This window comes from Microbacterium pollutisoli, from assembly GCF_053586795.1.
This window is the reverse complement of the sequence record NZ_JBNYWT010000001.1, coordinates 193293-213279: the sequence shown is the minus strand read 5'-3', so window position 1 is coordinate 213279 and position 19987 is coordinate 193293. Positions and strand designations below refer to the sequence as shown.

The 19987-nt window shown below is 70.8% G+C and carries 22 protein-coding genes; 12 read left to right on the top strand and 10 right to left on the bottom strand.

Annotated features, from left to right (window positions below):
* Positions 1 to 7: 7 nt before the first annotated feature.
* Positions 8 to 1201: a glycogen synthase gene (gene glgA, locus ACQ143_RS01040; protein ID WP_449568872.1), complete on the bottom strand. Its 1194-nt coding sequence runs from the start codon at positions 1199 to 1201 to the stop codon at positions 8 to 10.
* Positions 1202 to 1248: 47 nt separating this feature from the next.
* Here glgA and glgC point away from each other — a divergent pair, with 47 nt between their 5' ends.
* On the top strand, positions 1249 to 2493 hold the full coding sequence (gene glgC / locus ACQ143_RS01035; RefSeq protein WP_449568871.1) for a glucose-1-phosphate adenylyltransferase: 1245 nt from the start codon (positions 1249 to 1251) through the stop codon (positions 2491 to 2493).
* A 21-nt stretch (positions 2494 to 2514) separates the two neighbouring features.
* Positions 2515 to 3150, top strand: a complete 636-nt coding sequence (gene serB, locus ACQ143_RS01030; protein WP_449568870.1) for a phosphoserine phosphatase SerB — start codon at positions 2515 to 2517, stop codon at positions 3148 to 3150.
* A 16-nt stretch (positions 3151 to 3166) separates the two neighbouring features.
* Here serB and ACQ143_RS01025 read toward each other — a convergent pair whose 3' ends face one another.
* Positions 3167 to 3877 (bottom strand): beta-ketoacyl-ACP reductase, encoded by a 711-nt coding sequence (locus ACQ143_RS01025; RefSeq protein WP_449568869.1) that lies wholly within the window; start codon positions 3875 to 3877, stop codon positions 3167 to 3169.
* Positions 3878 to 3972: 95 nt separating this feature from the next.
* Here ACQ143_RS01025 and ACQ143_RS01020 point away from each other — a divergent pair, with 95 nt between their 5' ends.
* The 4 genes from ACQ143_RS01020 to ACQ143_RS01005 are packed head-to-tail and all read left to right on the top strand — an operon-like array spanning position 3973 to position 5867.
* Positions 3973 to 4494, top strand: coding sequence for a DUF4190 domain-containing protein (locus ACQ143_RS01020; RefSeq protein ID WP_449568868.1), 522 nt, complete (start codon positions 3973 to 3975; stop codon positions 4492 to 4494).
* Positions 4491 to 4850, top strand: coding sequence for a DUF3099 domain-containing protein (locus ACQ143_RS01015; RefSeq protein ID WP_449568867.1), 360 nt, complete (start codon positions 4491 to 4493; stop codon positions 4848 to 4850). Before ACQ143_RS01020 ends, ACQ143_RS01015 begins: the two co-directional genes overlap by 4 nt.
* Positions 4843 to 5043, top strand: a complete 201-nt coding sequence (locus ACQ143_RS01010; RefSeq protein WP_449568866.1) for a hypothetical protein — start codon at positions 4843 to 4845, stop codon at positions 5041 to 5043. The genes ACQ143_RS01015 and ACQ143_RS01010 overlap by 8 nt, the downstream gene beginning before the upstream one ends.
* Entirely contained in the window at positions 5040 to 5867 is an 828-nt protein-coding gene (locus ACQ143_RS01005; protein WP_449568865.1) for an SURF1 family cytochrome oxidase biogenesis protein, read from the top strand. The genes ACQ143_RS01010 and ACQ143_RS01005 overlap by 4 nt, the downstream gene beginning before the upstream one ends.
* Before the next feature lie 4 nt (positions 5868 to 5871).
* On the opposite strand, the gene ACQ143_RS01000 is transcribed toward ACQ143_RS01005, so the two are convergent.
* Positions 5872 to 7470, bottom strand: coding sequence for an ABC-F family ATP-binding cassette domain-containing protein (locus ACQ143_RS01000; RefSeq protein WP_449568864.1), 1599 nt, complete (start codon positions 7468 to 7470; stop codon positions 5872 to 5874).
* A 248-nt stretch (positions 7471 to 7718) separates the two neighbouring features.
* Here ACQ143_RS01000 and ACQ143_RS00995 point away from each other — a divergent pair, with 248 nt between their 5' ends.
* The 6 genes from ACQ143_RS00995 (at position 7719) to ACQ143_RS00970 (ending at position 13339) form a co-directional block, all read left to right on the top strand.
* Positions 7719 to 8348 (top strand): biotin transporter BioY, encoded by a 630-nt coding sequence (locus tag ACQ143_RS00995; RefSeq protein WP_449568863.1) that lies wholly within the window; start codon positions 7719 to 7721, stop codon positions 8346 to 8348.
* 114 nt (positions 8349 to 8462) lie between these two features.
* Positions 8463 to 9494, top strand: a complete 1032-nt coding sequence (locus tag ACQ143_RS00990) for an iron-siderophore ABC transporter substrate-binding protein (RefSeq protein WP_449568862.1) — start codon at positions 8463 to 8465, stop codon at positions 9492 to 9494.
* Positions 9491 to 10534, top strand: a complete 1044-nt coding sequence (locus ACQ143_RS00985; RefSeq protein WP_449568861.1) for a FecCD family ABC transporter permease — start codon at positions 9491 to 9493, stop codon at positions 10532 to 10534. Before ACQ143_RS00990 ends, ACQ143_RS00985 begins: the two co-directional genes overlap by 4 nt.
* Entirely contained in the window at positions 10531 to 11595 is a 1065-nt protein-coding gene (locus ACQ143_RS00980) for a FecCD family ABC transporter permease (RefSeq protein WP_449568860.1), read from the top strand. The genes ACQ143_RS00985 and ACQ143_RS00980 overlap by 4 nt, the downstream gene beginning before the upstream one ends.
* Entirely contained in the window at positions 11592 to 12440 is an 849-nt protein-coding gene (locus ACQ143_RS00975; protein WP_449568859.1) for an ABC transporter ATP-binding protein, read from the top strand. The genes ACQ143_RS00980 and ACQ143_RS00975 overlap by 4 nt, the downstream gene beginning before the upstream one ends.
* Complete coding sequence (locus ACQ143_RS00970; RefSeq protein ID WP_449568858.1) at positions 12437 to 13339, top strand: siderophore-interacting protein; 903 nt, start codon at positions 12437 to 12439, stop codon at positions 13337 to 13339. Before ACQ143_RS00975 ends, ACQ143_RS00970 begins: the two co-directional genes overlap by 4 nt.
* 6 nt (positions 13340 to 13345) lie before the next feature.
* Here ACQ143_RS00970 and ACQ143_RS00965 read toward each other — a convergent pair whose 3' ends face one another.
* The 7 genes from ACQ143_RS00965 to sufB are packed head-to-tail and all read right to left on the bottom strand — an operon-like array spanning position 13346 to position 19956.
* The gene (locus ACQ143_RS00965) at positions 13346 to 14716 is read right to left on the bottom strand and encodes an MFS transporter (protein WP_449568857.1); all 1371 of its coding nucleotides are present in this window, start codon (positions 14714 to 14716) and stop codon (positions 13346 to 13348) included.
* Positions 14709 to 15875 (bottom strand): MalY/PatB family protein, encoded by a 1167-nt coding sequence (locus ACQ143_RS00960; protein WP_449568856.1) that lies wholly within the window; start codon positions 15873 to 15875, stop codon positions 14709 to 14711. The genes ACQ143_RS00965 and ACQ143_RS00960 overlap by 8 nt, the downstream gene beginning before the upstream one ends.
* Positions 15876 to 15884: 9 nt before the next feature.
* Positions 15885 to 16214, bottom strand: coding sequence for a metal-sulfur cluster assembly factor (locus ACQ143_RS00955; RefSeq protein ID WP_449568855.1), 330 nt, complete (start codon positions 16212 to 16214; stop codon positions 15885 to 15887).
* A gap of 9 nt (positions 16215 to 16223) precedes the next feature.
* On the bottom strand, positions 16224 to 17006 hold the full coding sequence (gene sufC, locus ACQ143_RS00950) for a Fe-S cluster assembly ATPase SufC (RefSeq protein WP_449568854.1): 783 nt from the start codon (positions 17004 to 17006) through the stop codon (positions 16224 to 16226).
* Positions 17007 to 17021: 15 nt separating this feature from the next.
* A complete protein-coding gene (locus ACQ143_RS00945) occupies positions 17022 to 17351 on the bottom strand; it encodes a non-heme iron oxygenase ferredoxin subunit (RefSeq protein WP_449568853.1) in 330 nt (109 codons plus the stop codon).
* On the bottom strand, positions 17348 to 18538 hold the full coding sequence (gene sufD / locus ACQ143_RS00940; RefSeq protein ID WP_449568852.1) for a Fe-S cluster assembly protein SufD: 1191 nt from the start codon (positions 18536 to 18538) through the stop codon (positions 17348 to 17350). The genes ACQ143_RS00945 and sufD overlap by 4 nt, the downstream gene beginning before the upstream one ends.
* Positions 18538 to 19956, bottom strand: a complete 1419-nt coding sequence (gene sufB, locus ACQ143_RS00935) for a Fe-S cluster assembly protein SufB (protein ID WP_449568851.1) — start codon at positions 19954 to 19956, stop codon at positions 18538 to 18540. The genes sufD and sufB overlap by 1 nt, the downstream gene beginning before the upstream one ends.
* Positions 19957 to 19987: the final 31 nt, after the last annotated feature.

Here is a 19987-nt window from a genome sequence, read left to right as displayed (position 1 = left end):
GTCCAGCCTATCGGCCGGAGGCCGCCACCTCGCGGTAGAGCGCCGCCGTGGCGTCGGCGATCGCCGCCCAGCTGAAGTGCTGCGCCGCCCGTTCGCGGCCCGCCTGTCCGTAGCGGCGCGCGCGCTCGGGATCGGAGACCACCTCGGTGAGCGCGGCGGCGAGGTCGGCGATGAACTGGTCGGGGTGCAGCGGCGTCCCGGTGCCGTCCTGCACCTGTTCGATGGGCACGAGCCGGCCGGTCGCCCCGTCGACGACCACCTCGGGGATGCCCCCGGTCGCGGTGGCCACGACAGCGGCACCACAAGCCATCGCCTCGAGGTTGACGATGCCCAGCGGCTCGTAGATCGAGGGGCAGACGAAAGCCGTGGCCGCCGTGTGGAGTGCGCACAGCTGGTCGCGCGGCAGGAAGTCCTCGATCCAGATGACGCCGTCCCGCGTGGCCTGCAGATCGCGGACGAGCCCCTGCACCTCGGCCATGATCTCGGGGGTGTCCGGCGCCCCGGCGCACAGGATCACCTGCACGTCTGCGGGCAGCAGCTCGACGGCGCGCAGGAAGTACGGCAGCCCCTTCTGGCGCGTGATGCGGCCCACGAACACGATCGACGGGCGGTCCGGGTCGATGCCGTACCGGGCCAGCAGATCGGGGTCGTCCACGGGCCGCCAGGCCTCCACGTCGATGCCGTTGTGGATCACCCGGACCTTGTCGGGGTCGAGGCCGGGGTAGCTGCGCAGGATGTCGCGCCGCATGCCGTCGCTGACGGCGACGATCGCAGCGGCCCCCTCGTAGGCGGTCTTCTCGATGTACCCGGACACGGCGTAGCCGCCGCCCAGCTGCTCGGCCTTCCAGGGCCGCAGCGGCTCGAGCGAGTGCGCGGTGACGATGTGCGGGATGCCGTGGAGCAGCGCCGCGAGATGACCGGCGAAGTTGGCGTACCAGGTGTGGCTGTGCACGACGTCGGCGCCCGCCACATCGCCGACGATCGTCAGGTCGGTGCCCAGGGTCTGGATCGCCGCGTTCGCGTCGGCCAGCTCCTGCGGGGTCGTGTAGGCGGTCGTGCCCTCCTCGTCGCGCGGGGCGCCGAAAGCGCGCACGCGCACGTCGATGCGCGCGCGCAGCGCCTTCACGAGTTCGGCGACGTGGACTCCGGCCCCGCCGTAGATCTCGGGCGGGTACTCCTTCGAGACGATGTCGACGCGCATGGTTCGAACGCTAGTACACGGGCATCGACGGGGCATAGTGTGGTGCCATGCCAGCAGCGCCGAAGGTCTTTGGAATCATCCTCGCCGGTGGCGAGGGCAAGCGCCTGATGCCCCTGACAGTGGACCGGGCCAAACCCGCCGTCCCGTTCGGCGGACAGTACCGGCTCATCGACTTCGCGATCTCGAATCTCCTCAACTCCGGGCTCCGTCAGATCGTCGTGCTCACGCAGTACAAGTCGCACAGCCTCGACCGCCACATTTCGCAGACGTGGCGCATGTCCGCTCTGCTCAACTCCTACGTGGCCTCGGTCCCGGCCCAGCAGCGGCTCGGCAAGCGCTGGTTCTCCGGCTCGGCCGACGCGATCCTGCAGTCACTCAACCTCATCTACGACGAGAAGCCCGACATCGTCGCGGTCATCGGCGCCGATCACGTCTACCGCATGGATTTCCGGCAGATGATCGACGCCCACATCGATTCCGGCGCGCGGGCCACGGTCGCCGGCATCCGTCAGCCGATCGCCCTGGCCAACCAGTTCGGCGTCATCGACGTCGACCCGACCGACAGTGCGAAGATCCGCGAGTTCCTCGAGAAGCCGCAGAACCCGACCGGCCTCCCCGACAGCCCCGGCGAAGTGCTCGCGTCGATGGGGAACTACGTCTTCGACGCCGACGCGCTCATCGAGGCGGTCGAGACGGACGGCGAGCTGCCGACCTCCAACCACGACATGGGCGGTGACATCATCCCTTACTTCGTCGGTCGCGGTGAGGCGTCCGTGTACGACTTCCTGCGCAACGAGGTGCCCGGGTCGGCGCCGCGCGACCGGGACTACTGGCGCGACGTGGGGACGATCGACTCCTTCTTCGACGCCCACATGGACCTGATCTCCACTCTGCCGGTGTTCAACCTGTACAACATGGACTGGCCGATCCAGTCCCAGGCGGTCAACTCGCCGCCGGCGAAGTTCGTGCGCGACAGCGTGGGGCGTATGGGAAACGCCATCGACTCGATCGTGTCGCTCGGTTCGGTGCTGTCCGGCACCCACCTGGAGCGTTCGGTCGTGGGCCCGTGGACCCTGTCCGGTGGCGGGTCGACCATCACCGACTCCGTCCTGTTCGACAACGTGCAGGTGGGTGCGGGGGCGCGGGTCCACCGCGCGATCCTCGACAAGAATGTCGTGCTCGAGCCGGGTGCGACGGTCGGCGTCGACCGTGAACGCGATCTGGCGCGCGGGTTCACCGTGACCGATTCGGGGATCACCGTCGTCGGGAAGAACGTGCACATCGCGCAGTGAGCGGCCCGCTAGCGTGGAGGGGTGCCCCACGCCCGCTTCCTCGTCGTGTTCGACGCCGATTCCACCCTGATCCGCAACGAGGTCATCGAGCTCATCGCTGACGAAGCCGGTCGCGGCGCCGAGGTGGCCGCCGCCACCGAGGCCGCCATGCGCGGCGAGGTGGACTTCGCCGCGAGCCTGCGCTCCCGGGTCGCGCAGCTGCGCGGCGTGCCGGTGTCCCGGCTCGAGCGGGTGCGCGCGCGCGTCGAGCCGACACCGGGCGTCACCGACCTCATCGCCGCGATCCATGCGCGGGGAGGTGTCGCCGCCGTCGTGTCCGGCGGGTTCCACGAGATCCTCGACACGGTCGCGCCGTCGCTCGGCGTGGACCTGTGGCGGGCCAACCGGCTCTCGGTCGCCGCGGACACGCTCACCGGTGAGGTGGACGGCGAGATCGTGGATGCCGCAGGCAAGGCCGCCGCGCTGCGCGAGTGGGCTGCGGCACACGACCTCCCGACGTCGCGGACCATCGCGATCGGCGACGGCGCGAACGACCTGCGCATGATGGCCGTCGCCGGTCTCGGACTCGCCTTCAACGCGAAGCCCGCCGTGCGGGCGCAGGCCGATCTCGTCATCGACCGCGTCGACCTGCGTGAGGTCATCCCGCTGCTGCCGTAGCGGTGAGGAGGCGGGCTCAGTGCCCCATGCCGAGGCCACCGTCCACCGGGATGACCGCGCCGGAGATGTAGGCCGCGTCGTCCGAGGCGAGCCACGCCACGACACCGGCGACCTCTTCGGGCGCGGCGAAGCGCCCGGCGGGGATGTTCTTCTTGTACTCCGCTTGGGTGTCCTCGGGCAGTGCTGCGGTCATGTCCGTCTCGATGAACCCGGGCGCCACGACGTTCGCGGTGATGCCGCGCCCGCCCAGTTCCCGCGTGAGCGAGCGGGCGAAGCCGACCAGTCCGCTCTTGGACGACGAGTAGTTGATCTGGCCCGCCGAACCGTACAGCCCGACGACACTCGAGATGAGGATCACGCGGCCCCACTTGGCTCGCAGCAGGCCCTTCGCGGCGCGCTTGACGACCCGGAAGGTGCCGCCCAGGTTGGTGTCGACCACCTGATCGAAGTCGTCCTCGGTCATGCGCAGCAGCAGAGTGTCCTTCGTGATGCCCGCGTTGGCCACGACGACCGTGACCGGCCCGAGCTTCTGCTCGACCTCGGCGAAGGCGGCGTCGACCGATGCGGCGTCGGTGACGTCGGCACGGACGGTCAGAGTGCCCTCCGGACCCTCGCCCGACCGCGCCGTGACGGCCACCGCATAGCCGTCGGCGACGAACCGCTCGGCGATGGCACGGCCGATGCCGCGGTTGCCACCGGTGACGAGGACGACGCGATCGCTGGACATGACGGCTCCTTCAGGCACGGACAGGCGAACCGCCCCAGCCTATCCGGCCGACCGCCGCCCGATAGGCTGGTCGTGCACTTCCGAGAGGATCCGCTGTGAGCACCCCCACCCCGCACGACCCCGAGCAGACGCCGTCGTACCCGCCGCCGCCGGCACCGCCGTACGCCGCCCCGCCGGCATACCAGAGCCCGCAGTATCCGGGAGCGCCGCAGTATCCGGGCACACCCGGCGCCGCGCCGCAGTACCCGGGCGCGGCCCCGCAGTACGCCGGGTACCCCTACGGCGCCTACCCCACGGTGAAGACCAACACGCTGGCGATCCTGTCGCTGATCGGCGCCATCCTCGGGTTCATCTGGGTGCTGCCGCTCATCGGGTCGCTGGCGGGGGCCATCATGGGCCACATCTCGCTGAACCAGATCAAGCGGTCGGGCGAGAAGGGCCGTGGGATGGCGATGGCGGGGGGTCATCGTGGGCTGGGTGGGCCTCGGCCTGGTCATCCTCGGCGCGATCGCGTTCTTCGGTTTCTTCCTGGCGGTCGCCAGCGCCCCCACCACGGGGTACGGCGCCTGACGGGCGCCCCGGGGTACCCCCGCAGGCGTACCCTGGAAGCACCGTGAAGATCAGCCATACGCCGCAATCGGCGACGTCGCTCCCCCGCGCTCCGCGCGATGAGGCGCACACCCGCATGACGAAGTACTTCGTCATGATGTCGGTGCGCGTCGCCTGCTTCGTGCTGATGGTGGTCGTCACCCCCTACAGCTGGTACACGTGGCTGTTCGCCGCCGGCGCGGTCGTCCTGCCCTATCTCGCCGTCGTGGTCGCCAACGTCAGTTCGGGCCGCGGCGGTGCCGAGCGGATCTCGCCCGAACGCGCCCTTCCGGCGGCCCCGTCCGCCTCCGCCGAAGAGCCCCCCGCCACCCGTGTCATCCGCATCGAGGAGACGGGCCCGCGGCGACCGGACGGCGATGAGTGAGCACATCTGCTCGCGTGCGGGCTGCCGATCCGACGCGCGCTGGCAGGTCGTCTGGCGCAACCCGCGCATCCACTCGGCCGATCGGCGCAAGATCTGGCTCGCGTGCGACGAGCATGTCGCGTTCCTGCGGGACTACCTCGCGGCGCGTGATTTCCCCGTGGCCGTCGAGCAGTTCGGGACGACCGACGCATGAACCGTGAGAACCTCACCCGCTGGGCGGGATACCTGGCCGTCGCCATCGTGTTCGCGATCGCGTGCGGGTTCCTGTCGAACTGGCAGTTCGAACGCAGCGACCAGCGCAACGCGCAGCTGCAGCTGGTCGACGACAACTACGATGCCGAGCCGGTCCCGCTGTCCGATCTGCTCCCCGACGACGAGTGGGACGCCGGGATCACCTGGCATCCCGTCGTCCTCACCGGGGAGTACCTCACCGCGCAGCAGCTGCTCGTGCGCAACCGTCCGCACGGCGGCACGAGCGCGTTCGAGGTGCTGGTGCCGCTGCGCACCGACGACGGCCGGGTGTTCATCGTCAACCGCGGCTGGGTGCCGCCCGGTGACGACCAGCCCGAACCCGACGTGATCCCGGCCGCGCCCGCCGGCGAGGTGACCGTGGTCGCACGGCTGCAGGCCGGCGAGCCCGCGCCCCGCTCGGGCCGCTCGGCGCCCGAGGGTCAGGTTCCCACCATCCACCTGCCCACCATCGCGGAGACCATCGGGCAGCCCGAGGCCACGATCACGGCCGCGTACGGACTGCTGGTCTCCGAAGACCCCGCCCCCGCGTCGCGGCCGTCGGCCCCGACCCCGCCCTCCGAGGATCCGGGTCCGCACCTGTCCTACGCGATCCAGTGGATCCTGTTCGCGATCATGGGCTTCGCGTTCATCTGGTACATGATCCGCACTGAGCTGCGCCATCGCAAGGAGGATGCCGAGGACCGGGCCGCCGCCGCGGTCCCCCGCCGGCGCCGCGATCGCGACATGGAGGAGGAGGACGCGCTCCTGGACTCGGCGGGCCGCTGAGTCGTCAGGCCAGCGCGACCAGGTCGACGTAGTCGCGGCCCCAGATGTCTTCGACGCCGTCGGGGAGGATCAGCACCCGCTCCGGGTTCAGCGACTGCACGGCGCCTTCGTCGTGTGAGACGAGCACGACCGCGCCCTCGTAGTGCGCGAGCGCGTCGAGGATCTCCTCGCGGCTGGCCGGGTCGAGGTTGTTGGTGGGCTCGTCCAGCAGCAGCATGTTGGCCGACGACACCACGAGCGTGGCCAGCGACAGCCGGGTCTTCTCGCCGCCGGACAGCACGCCCGCCGGCTTGTGCACGTCGTCACCGGTGAACAGGAACGACCCGAGCACCTTGCGCGCCTCGGTCGCGGTGATGTCGGGCGCCGCCGACATCATGTTGTCCAGCACCGAACGCTCGACGTCGAGGTTCTCGTGCTCCTGCGCGTAGTAGCCGATCTTCAGCCCGTGTCCCGGCTCGATGATGCCGGTGTCGGGCTGGTCGACGCCCGCGAGGATGCGCAGCAGCGTCGTCTTGCCTGCACCGTTGAGGCCGAGCACGACCACCTTGGACCCCCGGTCGATCGCGAGGTCGACGTCGGTGAAGATCTCGAGCGACCCGTAGGACTTCGACAGGTTCTTCGCCATGAGCGGTGTCTTGCCGCAGGGTGCGGGCTTCGGGAAGCGGAGCTTCGCGACCCGGTCGGTCTGGCGCACCTCTTCGAGTCCGGACAGCATCTTCTCGGCGCGCGCGACCATCTGGTGGGCGGCGGCGGCCTTGGACGCCTTGGCGCCGAAGCGGGCGGCCTGCAGCTGCAGCGCGGTGGCCTTCTTCTCGACGTTGGCGCGCTCCTTCTTGCGGCGCTCCTCGTCGGCCACCCGCTGGCGCAGGTAGTTCTTCCAGTTCATGTTGTAGACGTCGATGACCTGGCGCGTGGCGTCGAGATAGAACACGCGGTTGACGGTCTCGCCGACCAGATCGACGTCGTGGCTGATGACGATGAGCCCGCCCTTGTAGCTCTTCAGGAACTCGCGCAGCCACACGACGCTGTCGGCGTCGAGGTGGTTGGTGGGCTCGTCGAGGATCATCGTCTGCGCGTCCGAGAACAGGATGCGGGCCAGCTCGATGCGCCGGCGCTGACCGCCCGACAGCGTCTTCAGCGGCTGGTCGAGGATCCGGTCGGGCAGCGACAGGTTGTGGGCGATCGAGGCCGCCTCGGCCTCGGCCGCGTAGCCGCCGAGTGCCTCGAAGCGCTCGGTGAGGGTGCCGTATCGCTTCATGGCCTTCGCGGCGACGGCGGGGTCGTCGTCGGCCATCAGCTGCGACGCCTCCTGCATGCCCAGGGCCAGCGTGCCCAGGCCGCGCGCGTCGAGGATGCGGGTGCGGGCCAGCATCTCGGGGTCGCCCGAACGCGGGTCCTGCGGCAGGTAGCCGAGCTCACCGCTGCGGTCGACGCGGCCGTCGGAGGGCAGCAGGTCGCCGGCGAGCACCTTGGTCAGCGTGGTCTTGCCGGCGCCGTTGCGGCCCACCAGCCCGATCTTGTCCCCGTCGGACACGCGGAACGACACATCCGACATGAGCGTGCGTGCGCCCACGCGGATCTCGAGGTCGTGCACGGCGAGCACAGCGAACGTCCGTTCTGGTGAGGTGGAGGCGGCCGAGCGGCCAGCCTCCCATTATAGGTCGCGTCCCGCGGCCGGGCCGCGTCACACCGAGGGGATCTCGCGGCGCAGGTCGGCCTTCATGCGCTCAGGATGCCACGGGATCACACAACGAATCGACGTTTCGCTGTGCGTCGGTCCACACCGTACCGGGCCGCACAGTCCCCATAGGATGAGTCGCGACGCACGACTCGACGCCAAGGAGACCACGCATGTCCCTCACCGCCACGACGCGCCGCCCGGTGCTCGCCGATCTCATCGCCCGCCCGTCCCACCGCGTCCGCGCGTTCGCGGTCGACGCCGCCCTGGTCCTGACCGGCGTCGCGCTGGTGGCACTGCTGGCGAAGGCCTCGTTCTGGATCGGCCCGGTACCCATCACCGGCCAGACCCTCGCGGTCATCGTCGTCGGCGCGGCGCTCGGTGCCCGCCGCGGTGCGGCTGCCCTGACCACATACCTGCTGGTGGGCCTGGCGGGCCTCCCCGTCTTCGCCGGCCCGGCGGCGGGCCCCGCCTACATCCTCATGCCGTCGTTCGGATTCGTCCTCGGCTTCATCCCCGCCGCGTTCGTGGCCGGCTGGTTCGCCGAGCGCGCCTGGGACCGCAAGCCCTGGCTCGCCTTCGTCGGGTTCGTGTCGGCGTCGATCATCCCGTTCGTGATCGGACTGCCCTACATGGCACTGATCCTGGCGGCCGTGAACGGCGTGGTGGTCACCCCCGAGCTCATCTGGGAGGCCGGGGTGGCCGAGTTCATCCTGCCCGGGATCGTGAAGGCCGCCATCGCGGCGCTGCTGGTCCCCGGAGCCTGGCTGCTGGTCCGCGCCGTGGACACCCGCAAGAACTAGGCGCCGCCCGGCGGGACCCTCACATTCGGGGGCAGTGAGGTCGCGCGAAAGCGCCATCGAGTTGTAAGGTAAGCCTGGCCTTAGTGCCGATCCCATCTTCTTGGAGGCTTCCCCGTGCCACGTTTCCGCTTCGCCGCCCTCGCCGCCGCCGGCCTGCTCCTGCTCACCGGATGTGCGAGTGCCTCCGCCCCGGTCGCCGGCGACGCCCCCGAGGACGACACCGCCGCCGGTTTCCCGGTCGAGATCACCCACGCCTACGGCACCACGACGATCACCGAGCAGCCCGAGCGGGTGGCGACCGTCGCCTGGGCCAACCACGAGGTCCCCCTGGCGCTGGGCATCGTCCCGGTCGGGATGAGCAAGGCCACCTGGGGAGACGACGACGGCGACGGGATCCTGCCGTGGGTCGAAGACCGGCTCGCCGAGCTCGGTGGCGAGACCCCGGTGCTCTTCGACGAGACCGACGGCATCCCGTTCGAGCAGATCGCCGACACCGCCCCGGATGTCATCCTGGCCGCCTACTCCGGACTCACGCAGGAGGAGTACGACACCCTCTCCAAGATCGCGCCCGTCGTCGCCTACCCCGAGGTCGCGTGGGGCACGTCCTACGAGGACATGATCCGGCTCGACAGCGCAGCGCTCGGGCTGGCCGCGGAGGGTGACGAGCTGATCGACGAGCTCCATACGACCGTCGACACCGCGCTGGCGGCGCACCCGGAGCTGGCCGACGCCACCGTGCTGTTCTCCTACCTCGACCCGGCCGACCTCAGCCAGGTGGGCTTCTACACGAGCCTCGACACGCGCCCCGGGTTCCTGGAGAGCCTGGGGCTGCCCACCCCCGCCGTCGTGGCGGAGGAATCCCAGGACACGGAGGCGTTCTACCTGACCGTGAGCGCCGAGCAGGCCGACCGCTTCGCCGACGTCGACGTGTTCGTCACCTACGGCGAACGGGACGGCGCCATGGTCGCCGCACTCCAGGCCGACCCCCTGCTGTCGCAGATCCCGGCCATCGCCGAGGGCCGGATCGCCGTGCTCGAGAACAACACCCCCCTGGCCGCGTCGGCGAACCCGTCGCCGCTGTCCATCGGCTGGGGCATCGACGACTACTTCGCGCTGCTGGCCAGCGCGATCTCCGGCACGGATTGAGCACGACCGGCCTGCGCACACCGCTGCCGGACGCCGCACGACTGCGGCGTCCGGCGGCCGTCCGACTCACGGCACTGATCGCGGTGCTGCTGGTGCTGGCGGCGCTGTGCCTGGCCTCGGTCGCGTTCGGCGTGCGCGATGTCTCGTTCGCGGACGTCGTCGCCGGTCTCTCGGGCGACACCGGCACCGTCGCCACCGCGGCGGTCGTCCGGCGGGTGCCGCGCACGGTCCTGGCCCTGATCGTCGGCGCCGCACTGGCCCTGTCCGGCGCCACCATGCAGGCGGTGACCCGCAACCCGCTGGCCGACCCGGGCATCCTCGGTGTGACCAGCGGCGCGGCACTGGCGGTGGTGACCGGCCTCGTGCTGTTCGGCCTGACCGGTCCGTACACCACCATGGCGATGGCGATCCTGGGCTCCGCGGCGGCCGCGGTGTTCGTGTACGCCGTCGGATCCCTGGGTGCCGGCGGGGCCACCCCGCTGAAGCTGGCCCTCGCCGGGGCGGCGACCTCCGCCGCGCTGATGTCGCTGACCAGTGCCCTCCTGCTCCCCCGCGTCGACCTGCTCGAGGCGTTCCGGTTCTGGCAGATCGGCGGTGTGGGAGGCGCCACCTGGGAGCGGGTCGCGGTGGTGACCCCGGTGCTGCTGATCGGCGCCGCGATCTGCCTGCTGGCCGCCCAGGGCATGAACGCGCTCGCGCTCGGCGACGACCTGGCCGCCGGTCTCGGCGCCGACGTCGGCCGGACACGGCTGGTGGCCTCGCTCGGCGCGGTCATCCTGTGCGGTGCGGCGACCGCGGTGGCCGGTCCGATCGCGTTCGTCGGACTGGTGATCCCCCACCTGTGCCGTCTGATCGTGGGCACCGACCACCGCTGGCTCCTGCCGTTCTCGCTGCTCACCGGCGCCGGCCTCCTCGTGGGTGCGGACGTGGTCGGCCGACTGCTGGGCGACGCCGAGGTCGAGGTGGGCATCATCACCGCGCTCATCGGCGCCCCGGTCTTCATCTGGATCGTGCGACGACAGCGGGTGCGTGCCCTGTGAGCGTGCAGACCCGTCCTGTCGCCGCCGACCGCACGGCGGAGGTCGCGCGCATCGTCGCCGGACGTCGCGTCCGGCAGCGCCGGCGGACGCTCGTGACCGCGGTGCTGGCGACCGCGATCCTCCTGGTCTTCGCCGTGACCACCATGGTCGGCAACACCTTCTACAGCCCCGCGGAGGTCCTCGGCGTCATCTTCGGCCAGACCGTCCCCGGCGCCTCCTTCACCGTCGGTGAGCTGCGGCTGCCCCGCGCCACCCTCGGTCTGCTCACCGGCCTCGCCTTCGGCATGGCCGGCGTCACCTTCCAGACCATGCTGCGCAACCCGCTGGCCTCGCCCGACATCATCGGCATCAGCGCCGGTGCCGGCGCCGCCGCCGTCTTCGCCATCGTCGTCCTCGCCGCCGACGGTGGCGTCGTCTCACTGCTGGCGGTCGCCGGAGCGCTCGTGACCGCGCTGGCCATCTACCTGCTCTCGAACAAGGGCGGCTTCACCGGCACGCGGCTCATCCTCATCGGCATCGGTGTGGCCGCCATGCTCAACAGCGTGATCACCTACCTCTTGTCCCGCGCGGCCGCGTGGGATCTGCAGACCGCCATGCGATGGCTGACCGGCAGCCTCAACAGCGCCTCCTGGGACGCCGTCGCGCCGCTCGCGGGCGCCTGCCTCGTGCTGGTCCCGCTCATGCTGTCGCAGGGACGGAACCTCGGCGTGCTGCGGCTGGGCGACGACACGTCGGCCGGGCTCGGCGTGCGGGTGCACCGCACCCGCATCCTGCTCATCGTGGGCGCCGTCGTGCTGCTGGCGTTCGCCACCGCCGCCGCCGGCCCGGTCGCGTTCGTGGCGTTCATGGCCGGTCCGATCGCGGCCCGGCTGGTGGGGCCCGGCGCCTCGCTGCTGATTCCGGCCGGTCTCGTGGGCGCCCTGCTGGTGATGGTCGCCGACCTGATCGGTCAGTTCGCCTTCGGCACCCGCTACCCCGTGGGCGTCGTCACCGGCGTCCTGGGGGCGCCCTACCTCGTCTATCTCCTCATCAGGACCCACCGCTCGGGAGGCTCACTGTGACCGCACCCCACACGCTGCAGGCCGAGGGAGTGACGCTCGCCTACGGCGACCGCACCGTCATCGACGAGCTCGACCTGCAGGTTCCCACCGGCGCGGTGACCGCGATCATCGGCGCGAACGGCTGCGGCAAGTCGACGCTGCTGCGGGCGCTGGGCCGGCTCATCTCCCCCCGCGCCGGACACGTCGTCCTCGACGGCAAGGACGTCCGCACCCGCCCGTCCCGGGAGATCGCGCGGACGCTGGGGCTGCTGCCGCAGAGCCCCAGCGCCCCGGAGGGCATCGCCGTGGCCGATCTCGTCGGCCGCGGGCGCCACCCGCACCAGCGGCTGATGGCGCGGTGGACCGCACGCGACTACGAGGTGGTCGCGCAGGCGCTCGCGGACACCGGCACCACCGACCTGGCCGATCGCCCGGTCGACGAACTCTCCGGCGGGCAGCGGCAGCGGGTGTGGATCGCCATGGCCCTCGCCCAGGAGACCGACATCCTGCTGCTGGACGAGCCGACGACCTTCCTCGACGTCGCCCACCAGGTCGAGATCCTCGACCTGCTGCACGACCTCAACCGGGATCGGGGTACCACGGTGGTCATGGTCCTGCACGACATGAACCTGGCCGCCCGCTACGCCGACCACGTCTTCGCGATGCGCGAGGGCCGCGTCGTGGCCAGCGGCGCCCCGCAGGAGGTCATGACCACCGCCTTGATCCGAGAGGTGTTCGACCTCCACTGCGAGGTCATCGCCGATCCCGTCTCGGGCACGCCGCTGGTGCTCCCGCGCGGGCGCCGGCACACCCGGCCCACCCAGCCCACCGTCCCCGTCCCCGACTCCGGAGCCGACCTTCGATGACCCTGCCCAGCCGGTTCTTCCGCGCCCGCGTCACGGCGATCGCCGACCTGACGCCCAGCTTCCGCCGCTTCACGTTCGGCGGAGACGACCTGGCCGATTACGGCGACCCCGGGTTCGACCAGCGCATCAAGATCGTGTTCCCCACCGCCGAGCTGACGCTCGACGATATGCCCACGGACGAGGACTGGTACGCGCGATGGCGTGAGCTGCCCGAGGACCGGCGCCCCCCGTTCCGCACGTACACGACCCGGTATGTGCGCCCCGACGCCCCCGAGGTCGACGTCGACATGGTCGCCCACGACGTGCTCGGGCCGGCGTCGGGCTGGATCGCCCGCGCCGTCGTCGGCGACGAGGTGCTCATCTACGCCCCCACCACCGCGCACCCCGCCGTCAGCTACGGCATCGACTTCGTGCCGCCGGCGCGCAGCGAGCACATCCTGCTCGCCGGCGACGAGACCGCGGCGCCGGCCATCGCCGTCATCCTCGAGCAGTTGCCGGCCGATGCCCGCGGCATCGTCGTGCTCGAACTGCCGCACCCCGACGACGCCGCCTACCTGCCGCAGCACCCCGGGTTCGAGTACCGGGTGACCGGTCGCGGCGCCCGCGACCGCCACAGTCACCTCGTCCCGGCCGTCGAAGACGCCGCCGCCCTGCTGGCCCCGGCCGGCCGCGGCGCCGAGGTGGAGGAGATCGACGTCGACCACGACATCCTGTGGGAGGTGCCCCGCACGGCCAAGGGCGGCGCCGCCCTCAAGAGCGCGCCGCTGTACTCGTGGCTGGCCGGTGAGGCCGGCGCCATCAAGGCGCTGCGCCGGCATCTCGTGGCGGGCCTGGGCGTCGACCGCCGGGCGATCGCGTTCATGGGGTACTGGCGGCTCGGCCGCGCCGAAGGCCAGTGACCGGCCTCAGCGCCCGTTCCCCAGCCGCACCCCCGGCAGCAGGGCCGCCGCGGCCAGACCGGCGGCGATGAGGAACACGACCGGGAACGCCGCCCCGGTCCCGGTCAGGGCCACGAACACCAGCCCGACGACGGCGACGGATGCCGCGGAGCCCACCGCGTCGGAGATCGACAGCGCCGACGAGTTGAACCCCTGGTTCTGCGGCGTCGAGTAGGCCAGGGTCAGGACCGTCAGCCGCGGGTGGATCAGCCCCATGCCGGCGCCGGCCAGCGACCAGGTGGCGATGAGGATCGCCGGATGCAGGTGCCACAGCGCCGTGGCTGCGGCGACGAGGATCGCAATGCCCAGCAGCACGCACGCGAGGACGGCGATGCGGGTGCTGCCCAGCCGGTCGCCGTACCGGCCCTGCACGTCGGAGGCCGCCGCCCACAGGAGCGCCGCGGTGGTCAGGCCCAGCCCCGCCCACGTCGCGCTGAATCCGTAGTGGTCGATCAGGAGGTAGGGCACGTAGATCTCGGCGCTGAAGAACGCGGCGGCCACGAGCGCTCGCATGAGCACGACGCTGGGCAGTCCGCGCCGCACGCGCAGCACGCCGGTCGGCAGCAGCGGCCGGACGGCGACGGCGGCCACGGCGAGGGACACGACCAGGACCGCCGGCATCCACACCCCCGCCTCGCCGGCCAGGCTCAGCGCGAGCACGGCGGCGGCCACCAGCACGGCCCGCACGAGCCGCCCGGCCAGCGCTCCGATGGGCGCCGCCCCGCCGCCCGCCTGGCCGGGACCGGTCGGCAGCCCGCGCAGCCGCAGCCAGACGCTCGCGAACGCGAGGAGGGTGAGCACCGCAACACCGGCGAACACCCAGCGCCAGTGCAGGTACTCGGCGATCGCGCCGGTCAGCGCCGGCCCGACGATCGCAGGGATCACCCACGCCGCCGACATCGCCGCGAAGACCCGGCCGTGCAGCCTGGGCGGGTACACCCGTGCGACAAGCACGTACGACGCCACCGTCTGCCCGCCGATGCCCAGCCCCTGCAGCAGGCGCCCCGCCACGAGCACCGCCATGTCCGGCGCGGCCGCGGTGACCGCCAGGCCCGCCACGAACACCCCCACCGCGGTGGCCAGCGGGGCGACGGGACCGGCCCGGTCGCACCAGGCCCCCACCGCGACCATGCCGACGACGCTGGTGGCGAGCGTGCCCGAGAACGCGACGGCGTACAGCTGCGCGCCGTCGAGGTCCGCGCTGACCAGCGGCATGACGGTGGTGACCGCCAGCGCCTGCGTCGCCTCGAGGAAGATCAACGCGACCACGCCGACGGTCACCCAGAGGTGACGGGGATGCCAGATGCCGGCCGTGTCGGCGGCGGACGGCTCAGTCACGTGCGAGCGCGCCGATGCGCGTCACAGCCTCGCGGAGAAGCTCCGGTGCGCAGCCGAAGTTCAGGCGCACATGACCGGCTCCCTCCGCTCCGAAATGAGGCCCGTGGTGCAGCGCGACGCGCGCACCGCCGAGAATGCGGACCGCCGGGTCGTCGCCCCATCCGTAGTCGGACAGGTCGATCCATGCCAGGTAACCGGCATCCGGCATGCGGTATCGGGCCCGCGGCAGGTGCTCGGCCAGCAGGTCGGCCAGCAGCCGTCGGTTCTGATCGAGGGTGACCAGCTGCGCGTCCAGCCACGCGTCGGACGCGGGATCGAACGCGGCGACACCGCCGAGCGCACCGAACAGCCCGGTCCGCCATTCGACCTCCGGCGGCAGCGACTGCACGACCCGGGCGGTGGCCGGTGCCGCGGCGATCATGAGCGCGCACTTCAGGCCGGCGAGGTTGAACGCCTTGGAGGCGCTCGTGACGGCGTAGCCGACTTCCGCGGCCGTGGCCGACGCGGACAGGAACGGGGTGAAGGCGATCCCGGGCTGCACGAGCGGCGCGTGGATCTCGTCGCTGACGACGATCGCCCCGAATCCGGCAGCGAGGTCGGCGAGGGCGGCCAGCGTCTCGCGCGGATGCACGGTGCCGGTGGGGTTGTGCGGATTGCAGAGCAGCACCGCGCGCGCTCCCTGCGCCAGCGCCGCCTCGATGCCGAGCAGATCGAGTTCGAACCGGTCGCCGGTGTCGATCAACGGGACCGGCTCGACGACGCCGCCCGCCTCGGGGATGCAGGCACTGAACGGCGGGTACACCGGCGGCGTGATGATGACCCGGTCGCCCGGCGTGAGGATGGCGCGCAGCAGTTCGACGACCCCCATCATGACGTCGCCGGTCGAGCGGATGCCGCTCGGGTCGACCTCCCACCCGAATCGGCGGCGCGCGAACGCCGCATACGCGTCACGCAGGCCGGGGTCGGCGGGCGTGTACCCCGTGTCGCCGATCGCCAGCGCGTCGGTGAGCGCCCGGGTGATGGGCTCGGCCAGCGGGAAGTCCGTCTCGGCCACGAACATCGGGATGACATCGTCGGGGTACGCACGCCACTTCACGCTGCGGCGGCGGCGCAGCACGTCGAGCGGCAGAGCGGACAGCCCGACCGTCGGCGTCGTCACGGCAGCCGGTCAGATCGCGAATCCGAGGGCACGCATCATGTCGCGCCCGTCGTCGGTGATGCGCTCGGGGCCCCACGGCGGCATCCACACCCAGTTGATGCGGAACTGCTCGACGACCCCGTCCAGCGACTGCGCGGTCTGCTCTTCGAGCACGTCCGTCAGGGGGCAGCCCGCGCTGGTCAGCGTCATGTGGATGACCAGTGCGTCGTTCTCGTCATCCCACGAGAGGTCGTAGATGAGCCCCAGGTCGACGACGTTGATCCCGAGTTCGGGGTCCATGACGTCCTTGAGCGCCTCGGTGACCTCGTCGTACTTCTCGGGAGTGAGGGTGGCGGTCATGGCTCGATCCTAAACCTCGGCGGAGGCGACGGCGTCGTCCTCCGCGGGAAGGAACCGGTCGTAGCCCTCGTTCTCGAGACGGTCGGCCAGCTCGGGGCCGCCCTCCTCGGCGATCCGCCCACCCACCATCACGTGGACATAGTCGGGCTTGATGTAGCGGAGGATGCGGGTGTAGTGGGTGATCAGCAGCACGCCGAGGTTCGTCTCCTCCTTGGCGCGGTTGACGCCTTCGGACACGACCTTCAGCGCGTCGACGTCCAGACCCGAGTCGGTCTCGTCGAGCACCGCCAGCGCGGGCTTGAGCAGCTCGAGCTGCAGGATCTCGTGGCGCTTCTTCTCGCCGCCCGAGAAGCCCTCGTTGACGTTGCGCTGGGCGAACTTCGGGTCCATGCGCAGGTTCTTCATGGACTGCTTGACGTCCTTGGTCCACGTGCGGATCGCGGGCGCCTCACCGTCGATGGCCGTCTTGGCGGTGCGCAGGAAGTTGGTCACCGTCACGCCGGGGATCTCGACCGGATACTGCATCGCCAGGAACAGGCCGGCGCGGGCGCGCTCGTCGACCGACATGGCCAGGACGTCCTCACCGTCGAGGGTGATGGTGCCGCCGGTCACGGCGTACTTCGGGTGCCCGGCGATCGTGTAGGCCAGGGTCGACTTGCCCGAGCCGTTGGGGCCCATGATGGCGTGGGTCTCCCCCGTGCGCACCGTCAGGGTCACACCGTTGAGGATCGGGGTCACTCCGGCATCCGTCTCGACCGTCACGTGCAGGTCGCGGATCTCGAGAACAGCCATTGCTGCCTTCCTTCTTCAGTTCACTTCTTTGGTCACGGCAGGGTCGATGAGGATGTCATCGCCCTCGATCGTGACGGCGTATACGGGCACCGGCTCGTACGCCGGCAGGTTGAGGGGTCGACCGGTGCGCAGTGAGAAGCGCGAGCCGTGCGCCCAGCATTCGAGCGAGTCGCCCTCGACGAAGCCTTCCGACAGCGAGATGTCGCCGTGCGTGCAGGTGTCGCCGATCGCGTGCACCTCGCCGTTGCTGTCGAGCACGACGGCGATCGGCACGTCGTCGATGACGACGCGCACGGCGGTGTCCTGTTCGAGGGCGCTGAGCTGGAGGACCTTGTGCGCGGTCATGCCGCGGGGCCCTCGGCGAGTTCGGCCTCGACGGCGGCGATCAGCTCGGCCTCGAGTTCGGGGATGCCGGTCTTCTGGACGATCTCGCCCAGGAAGCCGAGCACCACGAGTCGACGCGCCTCGTCTTCGGCGATGCCACGGCTCTGCAGGTAGAACAGCTGCTCGTCGTCGAAGCGACCGGTCGCGCTGGCGTGGCCGGCGCCGAGGATGTCGCCGGTCTGGATCTCGAGGTTCGGGATCGAGTCGGCGCGCGCGCCCTCGGTCAGCACGAGGTTACGGTTGGCCTCGTACGAGTCCGTCGCCACGGCATCGGGTCCGATGAGCACGTCGCCGATCCACACGCTGCGCGCGTCGGCACCCTGCAGGGCGCCCTTGTAGAGCACGTCGCCGGTGGTGCGCGGCCCCTTGTGGTGGAGGAACACCTGGCTCTCGAGGTGCTGGCCCGAGTCGGCGAACGACAGGCCGTACAGCTTGCCGTTCGCGCCGGGACCGGCCAGCTCGACCGAGGGGTTGACGCGCACGACACCGCCGCCGAGGCTCACCACGACGTGGGTGAGGCTCGCGTCGCGGTCGACGCGGGCCTGGTGGGCCGACACGTGCACCGCGTCGTCGTCCCAGCGCTGGGCGGTGATGACCGTCAGCTGGGCGCCGTCGCGGACGACGATCTCGACGTTCTGCGCGTAGTCGGCGGAGCCCGAGTGGTACAGCAGCACCGTGCCGCGCGACTGCGGCATGGCCTCGATGATCACGTGCGCCTGCGCGTGACCGCCGCGGCCGGTGAGGTCCACACGCAGCGCCTCGTCGAACTCGGCACCCTGCGGCAGCCGCAGGTGCAGCGCGTCGACGCCGTTCTTCCACGCCAGCGCGCTGACGAGGTCCTCGGGCTGGAACACCTCACCGCGCACGTCGGCGTCGTGGCCGGACGACGGCACGAGCACGCCCTCGGGCACACGGCTGAGGTCGTAGTCGATCGCGTTGTCGGCGCCGGACTCGGTGTCCTCGTCGGTCAGCACGGCCTGCAGCCGGGCCACGGGCGTGTGCTTCCAGTTCACCTCGCGGCCGGTCGGGGCCTCGAAGTCGGCGGGGTCGTACGAGCGCGGACGCTCCGAGCGGGTCTGCACGGGCACGAACGCGGCCGCAGGGTCGATGTGGCCCTCCGCGGCGGGGGCCTGAGTCACGGTCGTCATCAGCCGACGGATCCTTCCATGCCCATCTCGATGAGCTTGTTCAGCTCTAGGGCGTACTCCATGGGCAGCTCACGGGCGATCGGCTCGATGAAGCCGCGCACGATCATGGCCATCGCCTCGTCCTCAGGCATGCCGCGGCTCATGAGGTAGAACAGCTGCTCCTCGCTCACCTTGGACACGGTGGCCTCGTGGCCCAGTTCGACGTCGTCGACGCGGATGTCGATGGCCGGGTACGTGTCGGAGCGGGAGATGGTGTCGACCAGCAGCGCGTCGCAGCGGACCGTGTTCGCGGAGTGGTGCGCGTTGGCGTCGACACGGACCTCGCCGCGGTAGCCGGCGCGGCCACCCCCTCGGGCGATCGACTTGGAGATGATGGACGACTGCGTGTGCGGCGCCATGTGGATCATCTTCGCGCCCGCGTCCTGGTGCTGACCGGGACCGGCGAAGGCGACCGACAGGGTCTCACCCTTGGCGTGCTCGCCCATGAGGTAGATCGACGGGTACTTCATCGTCACCTTGGAGCCGATGTTGCCGTCGACCCACTCCATCGTCGCGCCCTCGTGGGCGACGGCGCGCTTGGTGACGAGGTTGTAGACGTTGTTCGACCAGTTCTGGATGGTCGTGTAGCGCACGCGGGCGTTCTTCTTCACGATGATCTCGACGACCGCCGAGTGCAGCGAGTCCGACTTGTAGATGGGCGCCGTGCAGCCCTCGATGTAGTGCACGTAGGAGCCCTCGTCGGCGATGATCAGGGTCCGCTCGAACTGGCCCATGTTCTCGGTGTTGATGCGGAAGTAGGCCTGCAGCGGGATCTCGACGTGCACGCCCGGCGGCACATAGACGAACGAGCCGCCCGACCACACCGCCGTGTTCAGCGCCGCGAACTTGTTGTCGCCGGCGGGGATGACGGTGCCGAAGTACTCCTCGAAGAACTCGGGGTGCTCACGCAGCGCGGTGTCGGTGTCCATGAAGATGACACCCTGCTGCTCCAGGTCCTCGCGGATCTGGTGGTATACGACCTCGGACTCGTACTGCGCGGCGACGCCGGCGACCAGACGCTGGCGCTCGGCCTCGGGGATGCCGAGCTTCTCGTACGTGTTGCGGATGTCCTCCGGGAGGTCCTCCCACGACTGCGCCTGCTTCTCGGTCGAGCGGACGAAGTACTTGATGTTGTCGAAGTCGATCTCGCTGAGGTCGGCGCCCCAGGTCGGCATCGGTTTGCGACCGAACAGCTGCAGGCCTTTCAGCCGGGTCTTGAGCATCCATTCCGGCTCCGACTTGAGCGCGGAGATGTCGCGCACGACGAGGTCGCTGAGCCCTCGCCGGGCGCTGGCACCCGCCGCGTCCGCATCGTGCCAGCCGAACTCGTAGACGCCGAGGCTGTCGAGTTCCGGCCTGTCGATCAGGACATCCGACATGGGCATTTACCTCCTCTGCGACCCGACGGTG